The sequence below is a fragment of the Clostridium beijerinckii HUN142 genome (assembly GCF_000621745.1).
GTDB lineage: Bacteria > Bacillota > Clostridia > Clostridiales > Clostridiaceae > Clostridium > Clostridium beijerinckii_A.
The window spans coordinates 463,340-476,328 of sequence record NZ_KK211335.1; the positions used below are offsets into that span (position 1 = coordinate 463,340).

10 protein-coding genes are annotated in these 12,989 nt (G+C 28.9%); all 10 read left to right on the forward strand.

The window, feature by feature from the left end:
• Positions 1 to 152: 152 nt before the first annotated feature.
• The 10 genes from T483_RS0120255 to T483_RS0120295 all read left to right on the forward strand — a co-directional run bounded on the left by T483_RS0120255 (position 153) and on the right by T483_RS0120295 (position 12,431).
• Positions 153 to 1,808 carry a glycoside hydrolase family 43 protein gene (locus T483_RS0120255; RefSeq protein WP_026888465.1) on the forward strand — a complete coding sequence of 552 codons (1,656 nt, stop codon included), beginning with the start codon at positions 153 to 155 and terminating at the stop codon, positions 1,806 to 1,808.
• A 290-nt stretch (positions 1,809 to 2,098) separates the two neighbouring features.
• A complete protein-coding gene (locus tag T483_RS0120260; protein WP_026888466.1) occupies positions 2,099 to 3,472 on the forward strand; it encodes an MFS transporter in 1,374 nt (457 codons plus the stop codon).
• A gap of 767 nt (positions 3,473 to 4,239) precedes the next feature.
• On the forward strand, positions 4,240 to 5,940 hold the full coding sequence (locus T483_RS0120265; protein WP_026888467.1) for a methyl-accepting chemotaxis protein: 1,701 nt from the start codon (positions 4,240 to 4,242) through the stop codon (positions 5,938 to 5,940).
• A 31-nt stretch (positions 5,941 to 5,971) separates the two neighbouring features.
• Complete coding sequence (locus tag T483_RS31205; RefSeq protein ID WP_278247466.1) at positions 5,972 to 6,196, forward strand: DegT/DnrJ/EryC1/StrS family aminotransferase; 225 nt, start codon at positions 5,972 to 5,974, stop codon at positions 6,194 to 6,196.
• Positions 6,197 to 6,322: 126 nt separating this feature from the next.
• The gene (locus tag T483_RS0120270; RefSeq protein WP_026888468.1) at positions 6,323 to 7,510 is read left to right on the forward strand and encodes a class I SAM-dependent rRNA methyltransferase; all 1,188 of its coding nucleotides are present in this window, start codon (positions 6,323 to 6,325) and stop codon (positions 7,508 to 7,510) included.
• Positions 7,511 to 7,693: 183 nt separating this feature from the next.
• Positions 7,694 to 8,143: an Hsp20/alpha crystallin family protein gene (locus tag T483_RS0120275; protein WP_026888469.1), complete on the forward strand. Its 450-nt coding sequence runs from the start codon at positions 7,694 to 7,696 to the stop codon at positions 8,141 to 8,143.
• 226 nt (positions 8,144 to 8,369) lie between these two features.
• Positions 8,370 to 9,551: an SAM-dependent methyltransferase gene (locus tag T483_RS0120280; protein ID WP_026888470.1), complete on the forward strand. Its 1,182-nt coding sequence runs from the start codon at positions 8,370 to 8,372 to the stop codon at positions 9,549 to 9,551.
• Positions 9,552 to 9,767: 216 nt separating this feature from the next.
• Positions 9,768 to 10,358: an anthranilate synthase component II gene (locus T483_RS0120285; RefSeq protein ID WP_026888471.1), complete on the forward strand. Its 591-nt coding sequence runs from the start codon at positions 9,768 to 9,770 to the stop codon at positions 10,356 to 10,358.
• Positions 10,345 to 11,700, forward strand: coding sequence for an aminodeoxychorismate synthase component I (pabB, locus tag T483_RS0120290; protein WP_035790405.1), 1,356 nt, complete (start codon positions 10,345 to 10,347; stop codon positions 11,698 to 11,700). Before T483_RS0120285 ends, pabB begins: the two co-directional genes overlap by 14 nt.
• Positions 11,700 to 12,431 (forward strand): aminotransferase class IV, encoded by a 732-nt coding sequence (locus tag T483_RS0120295; RefSeq protein WP_026888473.1) that lies wholly within the window; start codon positions 11,700 to 11,702, stop codon positions 12,429 to 12,431. Before pabB ends, T483_RS0120295 begins: the two co-directional genes overlap by 1 nt.
• The last annotated feature ends 558 nt before the right edge of the window (positions 12,432 to 12,989 follow it).

A 12,989-nucleotide genomic window follows, 5' to 3' on the forward strand; every position in this document is an offset into this window, starting at 1 on the left:
TATCTGAATTTTATAGGGGAAAGTTAAAAATCAAAGTCTATTTACAGAGAGGAATACTTATGACAAATGGAATTATATCAGAAGTTCATTAATTTTTATGATTTAGATAAAAATTATAAATAAATATTTAATTAGTTAAAGGAGAGAAGTTAATAATGAAAATTAAAAATCCAATATTAAGAGGATTTAATCCAGACCCAAGTATTTGTAGGGTAGGCGAGGACTATTATATTGCAGTATCCACTTTTGAATGGTTTCCTGGAGTACAAATTTATCATTCTAAAGATTTAATTAATTGGAATTTAGTTGTTCGCCCTCTAAATAGAATCTCACAACTTGATATGAAAGGAAATGCTGATTCGGGCGGTATATGGGCTCCTTGTTTAAGCTATAGTGATAATAAATTTTGGCTAATCTATACAGATGTAAAAGTTATAAAAGGAATTTGGAAAGATTGCTACAATTATTTGGTTACTTGTGAAACTATTGATGGAGAGTGGAGTGAGCCAGTTAAGTTAAATGGTTCAGGTTTTGATCCTTCTTTATTCCATGATAAAAATGGGAAAAAATATTTATTGAATATGCTGTTTGATAATAGGGTATATAATCATAGATTTGCAGGTATTGTAATGCAAGAATATTCTCCAGAAGAAGAAAAATTAATTGGGGAATCTAAATTAATTTTTAAGGGTACAGATCTTAAATTAACAGAAGGGCCTCACTTGTATCAGATTGGTGATTATTACTATCTTTTAACAGCTGAAGGTGGGACAAAATATGAGCATGCTGCAACAATAGCACGTTCTAAAAATATAGAAGGACCTTACGAAATACATCCAGATAATCCTATTCTTACTGCATGGGACAAGCCTATAAATGAATTACAAAAATGTGGTCATGCATCTATAGTACACACTCACACTGATGAATGGTATTTAGTTCATTTAACAGGAAGGCCACTTCCATCAGATGAAGTTCCTGGCACTGAAGTGAGAGGATATGATAAAGAAACTGGAAAACCACTCCCACATACAGCGCCAAGAGGATATTGTCCACTTGGAAGAGAAACAGCTATCCAAAAACTTGAGTGGATTGATGGATGGCCATATGTAGTAGGTGGTAAAGAAGGTTCAATAGAAATTGATGTTCCTAACATGAAAGAAGTAAAATGGGAACCTAGTTTTAAGGAATTAGATCATTTTGATAATGATAAATTGAATATTAATTTTCAATCACTACGTATTCCATTAACTGAGGATATTATGTCCTTAACAGAAAATCCAGGAAATATGAGATTATACGGAAAAGAATCATTATTATCTAAATTTACTCAGGCCTTAGTTGCTAGAAGGTGGCAATCTTTTAACTTTGATGCGGCAACAAGTGTGTCATTCAATCCAGATACTTTTCAGCAATCAGCGGGTCTTGTATGTTATTACAATACAGAAAATTGGACAACAATTGATGTAACTTGGAATGAAGAAAAAGGAAGAGTAATTGATATTATTTCTTGTGATAACTTTGAATTTTCACAACCGCTAGCTCAAAATATGATTCCTGTGCCAGAAAATGTTGAATATGTACACTTAAAAGTAGAAGTTAGAGTTGAGGAATATAAGTTCCTTTATTCATTTAATGGAGTGGAATGGAATGAAATACCTATAAGTTTTGAATCTAAAAAATTATCAGATGATTACGTAGGTGGAGGAGCCTGCTTTACAGGCGCATTTGTAGGTATGCACTGTCAAGATGTTAGTGGAAACAGCAAACCAGCTGATTTTGATTACTTTATGTATAAAGAATTCTAATAGAATTTTGTAGAAAGAAAAAGTTATTATATTAAACATTCATAAGTAAACGATATTATTCACCAATATTTGTTTTGTACTTTTAATTGTTATCAATAATTAAATTTATTGGAGAAAAATATAAACATTTTATTTGAAAAATTTAGAAGACCCATGCTTGCGGAATTCCGCAAGCAGCTATATAAAAACTATTTATAAGGAGGACAATTATATCAAGAATATTAACGCTTACGCGGATATATGAAACAGAGCAACAACTTTATAAATTAAAAATGGGGGAGGAATTTTAAATGAACATTAGTCAAGCAAAATCTAAGATTTCTGAAAAAATTGGTATTAAAGAAAAGGTGGGATATGCTACAGGTGATTTAGCTTGTAACTTTATTTATCAAACAGTAAGCAGTTACCTACTATTCTTCTATACAGACGTTTTTGGAATTTCAGCTGCAGCAGCTGGATTCATGTTTCTAATTGTGAGAATGTTTGATGCTGTAATGGATCCACTTATTGGAACAGCAATTGATAAAACAAATACAAAATACGGAAGATTTCGTCCATACCTTTTATATGGTGCCTTTCCGTTTGCAGGGGTAGCGATTCTTTGTTTCACAACCCCAGCATTTTCAGATCCTATGAAATTAGTATATGCTTATGTTACTTATATATTATTATCAGTAACCTATTCAATAGTTAACATTCCTTATGCAGCACTTACTTCAGCGATTACTCAAGATAACAAGGAAGTTGTCAGCCTAACTTCTATCAGAATGCTATTCTCAAATACTGGAGGATTAATTGTTTCTTTTGGGGTACCCCTTTTAGCTGGAATATTTACAAATATGACTGGAAAAACAAGCACAGGATGGCAAATTACCATGTCAATAATGGGTATTTTGGGTGCACTTCTACTAATCTTTTGTTTCTTGAATACTCAAGAGCGTGTTAAAATCGATCATTCAGAAGATGCAAAAATTAATGTTAAAGATATTTTTATTCAATTAAAGTCAAATCGTCCACTAGTTATCATATGTCTTTTCTTCATTCTTAATTTTGGTGTTAACTCAATCGTTAATTCTGTTGGAATTTATTATGTTACTTATAATGTTGCAAGACCAGATTTAGTAAAGTGGTATGGTTTAATGGGAACTCTGCCTGCACTAATACTTATGCCGTTAATGCCATCAATGTATAAATGGATGGGGAAGAAAAAATTACTATTTACTGCTTTATTTTTGAAGGCAATTGGATTAATAGCTTTATTTGTTATTCCTGCAACAATGGTTCCACTTGTATTTACAGGACGATTAATCGCAGCATTAGGTACCATCACTGCAGGTGCCTTCACATGGGCGCTAATTCCTGAAACTATCGATTATGGTCAATATAAGACAGGTAAACGTGCAAGTGGTGTTATTTATGCATTAGTTGGATTCTTCTTCAAGTTCGGTATGGCAATTGGAGGAATTGTTCCTGGGTTAATTTTAGCAAAATTCGGTTATGTTGCAAATCACGCTCAAACTGCGACAGCATTACATGGTATTTTAATTACAATGACTGCAATTCCAGTAATATTTGTAATTATTGAACTTGTAGCAATATTCTTCTATAACTTAGATGAAAAAGAACATAAAAGAGTATTGAGTGAATTAAATACAAGAGTATAATTTATGAAAATATTCAACGTCTATAAGAATAAATCTACTTTGTTTAATAGAATGTTAACTGTAGTGTTTATATAAGTTGGAAAAGGAGCGTTTTTTTATATTGAAAATGTATATATATTGTATAAAATATAAGCTCAGATTGATGTTTCTGCGATTATATGCTCCATAATTTAATTTAATTTAATTGGAGCTGCGGTGATTGGTGAAATCTTTTATAATTAATAGTGCATTTTTTATTTCTTCATCAAACGTTCATAGGAAATACAAACAAAACTCCCACTCAAATAATAGATTATATATTAAGATACAGAAATTACATTGTAATATATATGTTAATATAAAAATTTATTTTATCTGTAAGATTAGGTATTGAGAAAAAATATTTGTGTAAAAATACTAGCTATGTTCTGAAACTTCACAAATGTGTCTGGATGAGTACACATGATATTGTCAACTTATATAAAATAATAAAAATATTTAATAATAGGTGAAATACAAAACCTCGCTATAGATATTAAATTTATAGCGAGGTTTTGTGTGTTATAAAGAGGCATGGAATTGCTAAAATTTCATATTTTTTCATATATATCTTGAATTTAGTATATAAGTTGATATAATAGTAAATGAAATTCATTATCAATTAAATAATAAACACGGAAATTGATGGTTATGCGATTTTTAATTTCAGTAATTTATTAATCGGAAAGATCAACTATTTGTGAGTATCAAAAGAAAGATGTATTTTATTATGTGGGAGGAAGCAGGTTATGTACCAAAGATTATATGAACTAATATTAGGAGATCCAATAAATAAGAAAATTAAAAAATCATTCTTAATAATTAATATGTTTACAATAATAAGTATGATTATAATAGTAGGTATTCTATATATATTTTCTTACAAAACTAATTTGTTATATAGAAAATCATATGAAATTTCAGATAATATATCAAATATGAGAATTAGTCTGCAAAAAATAGATAAAAATCTTTATAAAGCAATAGCCGAAGAGGATGGGGAGAAAAAGCAGCAATATTTAGAATTAGTAAATGAAGAAGTGGAAAATTTCAATAGCAATTCTAAAACTTTGAAAGAAACATTACCTGATTATGAATTAATTAATGAGATTAACTCATCTGTAGAATTAGCGTCAAAAAGTAGAAGTGATATAGTGGAATTAATGAATAAGAAAGAGACGTTGTTAGCTTTATCGGCAATGGAAAATACATATTCTCATGAAACAGAGGACATAGCTGATAAAGTGATAAAAGTATATACACAATCTCAGAGACAAACATCTGATTTCTTACATAGGGTAGATATAATTAATAATATAATATTAGGATTTATAATCATCATAATGATTAGTATACTAATAATAGCTTCTACAATAAGCAGTGTGTTGACAAATATATTTATTAAAGGAATCAATAATATAAAAGAAATATCCGAAGAATTATTATATGGAAATCTTAAAGTTGAAAGTAGCTATGAATCCGCAGATGAGATGGGGGAAATGGCAAGTAATCTGATTAATGCTATTGAGATGATAGACTCATATGTAGATGATATTACAACAATTTTAGAAAAAATATCAGTTGGAAACTTGAACATAGAGTTAAAGAAAAATGTACAATATAAATGCGATTTTATTCCAATACAAGAGTCTCTTGAAAGTATTATAAATACATTAAATAGTGATTTTTATGGAATATGCAAGGCGGTAGAGTTAACATCTAATAAATCAGAACAAATCTCGCTAATTACAAAAGAGCTTTCAGATGGAGCTACCAATCAAGCAAGTATAATAGAAAAACTTTTAGATAATTTTAATGAAATATTGACTAAAGTTAGTATAAACGCCAAAAATGCAGAAGAAGCTAATAAAGTATCGGAAAGTACTAAGAATATTGTATCTGAAGGCAATTACAAAATGGAAGAGCTGATGAAGTCCATAGAGGAGATTGCTGGATCTTCTGAGCAAATTTCAAAAATTACAAGTGCTATAGAAAATATAGCATCACAAACAAACCTTTTAGCGCTGAATGCAGCTATTGAAGCCGCGAGAGCTGGAGAAACCGGGAAAGGGTTCGCGGTGGTAGCTAACGAAGTCAAGAGTCTGGCTGAACAATGCTCAAATGCGGTTAAAAATACCAATATATTAATAGAAAATTCTTTATTTGCAGTTAAAAAGGGTGAAAGCTTAGCAAAAGAAGCTTCTAATTCATTACAAAATATAGTAGTTAACGTAGATAATAGTGCTAAATTGGTTAACGAAATATCATTAGCATCACAAGATCAAACAAATGAGATAATGAAAATGACAATTAGAGTTAATGAAATTTCTGAAGTTATACAGATTAATACAGCTAAGGCACAAGAAACTGCGGCATCAACTGAAGAATTATCACTTCAAGCCCAAAATATAGCTGAAAAAATGTCCGAATATAATTTAAAATCAAATTAACGAACAGAGATAATTAAAAAATATAGAAGCAATAAATACCAATGAGTTTTGGTTTTGTGAAAATAAGGGGAAAACAATTAGTAGTCTCAAGAAAAAATGGATAGGTACAGGTGTTTATTATCCAGTCCCAATACATTTACAAAAAGCTTATGAAAAGCTTGATTATGTGGAAGGTGGCATGCCAGTAGCTAAATGTTTATCACGCAGAACACTCGCGATATCGATTTATCAAGAGCTAAGTCTGGAGCAAAAATAATATATGATAAAATATGCAATTTCAAAGATAAAATATGCAATTTCAAATTAGTAATTAACAAGCTTTGATTTATGGTATAATTATTTAGAATTTAATAGAATAGGTTTTGGGAAGGTACATGCATATATGAAAGAAGCAATACTTACAGTAAAAAAAGAATTTATTAAGAAATATAAAAATGGATATCCTTTAATCCTTGAAGAAGCGTTTGATAATATAAAAGATTTAAAAGAGGAAGGTCAAATCATAACTCTTATAGATGAAAAAAAGACCTTTTTAGGAAAGGGGTATTACGGAAAACAAAATAAAGGCTGTGGTTGGATTTTAAGTAACAGTAAAAATAGTAATTTGGATTACAAATTTTTCTATGATAAGGTTAGGAATGCATTTTCCAAAAGAATGAAGTTTTATCATTCAAAAGACACGACTGCGTTTAGAGTATTTAATGGTGAAGGTGATGGAATAGGAGGTCTTACAATTGACTATTTCGATGAATATTATCTTATCACATGGTACAGCAGAGGCATATATACATTTAAAGATAACATAATTAAAGCTATAAAAAGTTTAGTTTCTTTTGATGGGATATATGAAAAAAAGAGGTTTGAAGAAAATGGTATGGTTGTGGATGAAGATAGCTATGTTTGTGGAAGAAGAGCGCCTGAACCTCTTATAGTTAAAGAAAATAAAGTTAAGTTCTCGATTTATTTAAATGATGGAGCGATGGTTGGAGTATTTTTAGATCAAAAGGAAGTAAGAAAGTCTATCAAAGATAAATATGCTAATAATAAAAGAGTTTTAAATACTTTTTCCTATACAGGAGCATTTTCAATGGCGGCTGCAAAAGGCGGTGCTATTACTACAAGTGTCGATTTAGCAAGCCGAAGCTTAGAAAAAACAACTGAAAACTTTACTATAAATAATATTGATTTTACAAAACATGAAATAATTGTTGAGGATATTTTCCTTTATTTTAAACGTGCAAAAAAGGAAAAATTAAAATTTGATGTAGTCATTCTTGATCCACCAAGTTTTGCAACATCAAAAGATAATAGATTTAGCGCAGCAAAAGACTATAAAGAATTGGTTAAATCGGCTATAGATATAACAGAAAACGAAGGTGTAATTATAGCTTCAACAAACTGTGCCACTTTTAATATGAGCAAATTTAAGAAGTTTATAGATGAAGCCTTTAAAGAATTGCATAAAAATTATGAAATTCTAGAAGAACATAATCTTCCAGAAGATTTTGCAGTTACAGATAAATTTCCAGAGGGAAATTATTTGAAGGTTGTGATTGTAAGAATGTACTAAAGAAAGTAAAAGAAAAAGCTAATAAATAAGAGATGATTTTGCATAATCAGCTAAGACAACAATAAAAAAAAGATAAAACCAAAAAACAGACTTTGACCTTCTTTGACTTTTGGAATATAATTTATTTGTAAAAACAAATAAAAAATGCAACAAGAATAATAAATATTTTAAGGAGGTCTTAGTATGTTTGGATTGATACCTTTTAGAACTAATGGATTAGATAAGAAAGGAGTTTCAATTGACGATTTTTTCAGTGGATTTTTCAACGATGATTTTTTTTCACCAATGAGTTTTGGCTTTGAAAATAATCAGAAATTTAATGCGGACATAAGAGAAACCCAAAATGAATATTTAGTGAGTGCGGAATTACCTGGCGTTAAGAAAGAAGATATAAACCTTGAGTATAGGGATAATACTTTAATTATTTCGGCTCTTAGAAATGAAGAGATAAATGAGGAAAAAGATAACTATATTAGAAGAGAAAGAGCTTATGGAAAAATATCAAGGGCTTTTCCTGTTAAGAACGTTGATAGATCAAGAATTTCTGCAAAATTTCAAAATGGAGAATTACAAATTATATTACCTAAATTAAACGAAACTATTAGGGATGACAGTAGAATTTTAATTCAATAGGCTTTATTTAAGTAACTATATTAGAGGAAATTTATATATTAAACAAAATAAAATGAGTAGAGAAGTTAGTTAAGAGATAGTTAGAGAAGATTACAATTATTGTAGGTTCTCGGCTATCTCTTTAATTATGTCCGTTCAATAGAATACTATATTTAACCTATAGCATATTTGTAATTACATGATAGTATACATTAATCATGATCTAAATTACGGAAGGGAGTGCTATATGAATATTATAAATAATCTTTATATTAAATATCTGTCAAGATTTGATGATATACCATATAGAATTAGGTTTAAAAATAATAAAGAATATATTGTAGGGAAAGGTACACCTAAATTTGAAATAGATATTAAGGATGAAATAAGGAAAACTGATTTGATTAGAAGTACGTTTCTTGCTATTGGAGAAGCTTATATCAAAGGCAATATAGAAATAAAAGGTGATTTATTTGAAGTTATAAATGCATTTCTTAGCCAAATTAATAAAGTTTCATCAGATAACAAGTTTATAAAAAGTGCAATTTTTCAGCCTAATTCCTTAAAAAAACAAAAAGGTGAGTTTCAGAGCCACTACGATATAGGAAATAATTTTTATAGCTTATGGCTTGATGATACTATGACATATTCATGTGGATATTTTAAGTCAAATAGTGATAGCTTACATGATGCTCAAATTAATAAAATTCATCATATACTAACAAAGTTAAACATAAAAGAAGGCATGAGCATCTTAGATTTAGGATGTGGATGGGGATTTTTGCTTATTGAAGCTGCAAAAAAATACAGAATTCATGGTGTTGGAATTACATCAAGTGAAGAGCAATATAAAAAATTTAATGAAAGAATAAAAGAAAGAAAGCTTGAAAGTTTACTAGAAGTTAGACTCATGGATTACCGAAGCTTAACTGAAAGTGGGTTATCATTTGACAGAATTGTAAGTGTTGGCATGATTGAGCATATTGGAAGAGATAATTATGAGCTGTTTATAAAAAATATTGATTCTGTTTTAAAACCAAAAGGTTTATGTTTATTTCATTATATTAGTTCATTAAAAGAATATTCTGTAGATCCATGGATTAAAAAGTATATTCTTAAAGGGGCAGTTATTCCAAGCTTTAGAGAGATTATAAACATTTGTAGCAATTATAATTTCCATATCATCGATGTTGAAAATCTTAGAAGGCACTATGTTAAGACTTTGTTGTATTGGAGAGAAAATTTCAATAATAATAGAAGCGAGGTTTCTAAAATGTTTGATGAAGAATTTATAAGAATGTGGGAACTTTATCTCTGTTCATGTGCGGCAATATTTAATAATGGGATGGTAGATATTCATCAACTATTAATCTCGAAAGGCATAAACGATGATATTCCTATGACTAGAGAATATATGTATAATAAATAAAAATTATAGATTATTAACATATGGATAATTCTTTGGAGGTAATACAAGATACTAACATAATGTATTAAGAAGAGTAAGGCAAGATAGATATTTTAGATTACGAACGAGAAAATAGAATAATAGAACAGAATTTTATTTAATGCTAAAATAAATATGTAGAAACTTAATCATAACATATATAGTTATAATGATTAAATTAAAAAAGGAATGATTAAAGTGTTACTAATGATAGATAATTATGATTCTTTTGTATACAATCTAGTTAGATATTTTGAAGAGATTGGAGAAGTTGTAGAAGTAGTTAGAAATGACAAAATTAATTTAGAATGTATTAGAAATAGTAAATATTCTGGTATAGTTATTTCGCCAGGGCCCAAGAATCCTAAGCAAGCAGGTTTGTGTTTGGATATTATTGATAAATTCAAAAATGAAATTCCTATATTCGGAATATGCCTTGGACATCAATGCATAGGGCATTATTTTGGTGGGGAAATAGTTAAAGGTGATAGGCCTATGCATGGTAAAATAAGTGAAATAATACATGATGATATGGGAGTGTTTCACAATATTAGGAATCCATTAAAAGTGACTAGATATCACTCACTAATTATTAATAAGAAGAATCTTCCAAGAGAATTGGTGGTTACGGCAGAGACATCAGACGGCGTGATTATGGGTATTAGACATAATAAACTACCTATATATGGAGTTCAATTTCATCCAGAAGCAGAACTTACGGAAGAAGGCCATAAAATCTTAGAGAATTTTATTTTAGAGTGCAAGAGGTTTAGAGATGATAGATTTTAAGATTAAAGAGCTAAATACATATTATAATCCTTTTTATACATATAATCTTTTTAAAGATAGTCAAGATTCTATATTTTTAGATAGCTCGAAAGAAGATAAACTGTTATCAAAGTATTCTTTTATTGGATTGAATCCATATAAAAAATTTATCTCTAGAGGCAGAAAGGTAACGATTGATAATGAAGAATATGATGATATAGATCCATTTGAAAAATTAGACGAAATTATTGCGGGTTATAAAATTACTATTAAGAGCAACATTCCTTTTGTGAGTGGTGCTATCGGCTATTTTTCTTATGATATAGGAAGAGTGCTAGAGAATCTGCCTAATAACTCAAATGAAGATTTTAGTATGCCGGACAGTATTTTTATTTTCTTTGATAATTTAATAATATTTGATTTACAAAATAAAAAGACTTATATAACTTCAGTTGGACAACTTGAAGAGCCTAAAAGCAGTATACAGAAGATAGAAAAGTGCTTAGAAAATTATATTGAGGGTGTTTTAGCAAATTTAAAAAAGTCAAATAATGAATTCTTTTCGAATTTTAATAAAGAAGAGTATAAAAAATCTATAGTATCGCTTAAAGAATATATTAGAAGTGGAGATGTATATATAGCTAATATGACTAGAAGAATATGGTGTAATAATAGTGAGAAGCCATATGAAATATATAGAAGATTGAGAAATACTAATAAAGCACCATTTTCAGCATATATGAATTTTAAGGATTTTCAAATAATAAGTTCTTCGCCTGAGAGATTTTTATCAATTATAGATGGAAAGGTCCAAACAAGACCAATTAAGGGAACTAGGCCCAGAGGAAAAAATCATGAGGAAGATGAGAAAAATAAAAATGAGCTAATGGATTCAGAAAAAGATAAATCCGAGCTTTTAATGATTGTTGATTTGGAAAGAAATGATCTGAGTAAAGTTTGTAAACTTAGATCAGTAAAAGTCACAGAACTTTTTAAGTTAGAGGAGTATGAAACTGTATTTCATCTTGTGGCAACAATAGAAGGAACATTAAGAGAGGATGTGTCTTCAGTAAAGTGCATAAGAGAGTGCTTTCCAGGAGGATCAATTACAGGAGCGCCTAAGATACGGGCAATGGAAATAATAGAAGAGCTCGAGAAGCTGAAAAGAAATATCTATACAGGCTCTATAGGATACTTTGATTTAAGAGGAAATAGTGATTTTAATATAGTTATTAGAACTATTGTAAAAAAAGGAAATAAAGCATATTTAGGAGTTGGCGGAGGAATAACTTGGGAATCTATTGAAGAAGAAGAGTGGCTAGAGACAATAGACAAAGCTAAAGCATTGATGGAGGTATTATAGTGAGAAGTGTAGTTCATGGTGGTGATAAAGTAATACTTGACGATGGAGTATTTTTTGGGAGAGGAGTATTTGAAACAATTCTTTGTAATGAGAAACCAATATACTTAGAGGAGCATTTACAGAGATTAAAAAAGGATATGTTGAAATTAAATTTGCAGCCATTATTAGAAGAAAAATTTTTAAGAGATCATTTAAGTAAATTGAAGATAAAAGATAAAGTCTTGAAAATAATTGTTACACCTTTAAATATTATAATAACCGAAAGAGAAAATCCATATAAAGATGACGATTATAGAAAAGGAATGTCGTTAACAATTTCAAAGGTGAGACGAAACAGTACTTCACGATTATCCTGTATCAAATCTACATGTTATATAGAAAATATAATTGAAAAAGAGAATGCTAAGAAATTAGGATATGATGATGTAATATTTTTAAATGAACAAGGGAATGTTACAGAAACAAGCTGTGCAAATATATTTATTATAAAAAATAATGAAATTTTTACTCCAAAAAGTGAAGATGGATTATTAAAAGGTATAGTAAGAGATAAAATTATGAAAGAATTTAAGGTAACTAAAAAAAGTATTACTATGGATGATCTAACACACTCAGAAGAGGTAATTATAACAAATAGTATAATGGGAGCAATGTCTGTAAAACAGATTGATAAAACTAAATATAATAGCGAAAAATTTAGACATATATTTAATGAAAATTTGAGGGATTAAAATAATACATATAATTAAAATAAAACATAATTTTTTTTGATTTATAGAAATTTGATCTATATATTTATAAAAACTTGAAAGAATACCTAAATATTTCTTTCAAGTTTTTATATTTAGCAAATTAATATAGAGCCTTATTAATTTGCTAAATTAAAATATATAAATAGGAAGGTTTTTATTAATAATGCCTACCATTATGTAAAAAATGGTAGTAAAGTTGTGAAAACTTTATTATTCAGGAAGTATTTGCTTAGATAAGTATGCTTAATTATGATAATATATATTTAGGCATAATCAAAAAATAATAATTCCATCTGTCAAGTCTATTTCCCATTATAGAGGAAATTCGACTCGCTACGCTCACTGAGTAAGCGATTCACACTAAATCATTTTTATAGGAGATTAACTCATAAATGAGTTAACTAAGTTCAAGAAACTAAATCATAGATTTGGACTTTCACTTATCTGTTTATCAGCAGATTGCACTAATGGGCTTGATATGAGTCCAATCTACACTTCTTCGCTTAATGAAAAATAATCATGGCATTTTGGATTTGT

What these genes read in the sequence shown, in the direction of transcription:
- T483_RS0120270 (WP_026888468.1), top strand. Translation starts at nt 6,323, where the DNA reads ATGAAAGAAGCAATACTTACAGTAAAAAAAGAATTTATTAAGAAATAT.
- T483_RS0120275 (WP_026888469.1), top strand. Translation starts at nt 7,694, where the DNA reads ATGTTTGGATTGATACCTTTTAGAACTAATGGATTAGATAAGAAAGGA.
- T483_RS0120265 (WP_026888467.1), top strand. Translation starts at nt 4,240, where the DNA reads ATGTACCAAAGATTATATGAACTAATATTAGGAGATCCAATAAATAAG.
- T483_RS0120260 (WP_026888466.1), top strand. Translation starts at nt 2,099, where the DNA reads ATGAACATTAGTCAAGCAAAATCTAAGATTTCTGAAAAAATTGGTATT.
- pabB (WP_035790405.1), top strand. Translation starts at nt 10,345, where the DNA reads ATGATAGATTTTAAGATTAAAGAGCTAAATACATATTATAATCCTTTT.
- T483_RS0120280 (WP_026888470.1), top strand. Translation starts at nt 8,370, where the DNA reads ATGAATATTATAAATAATCTTTATATTAAATATCTGTCAAGATTTGAT.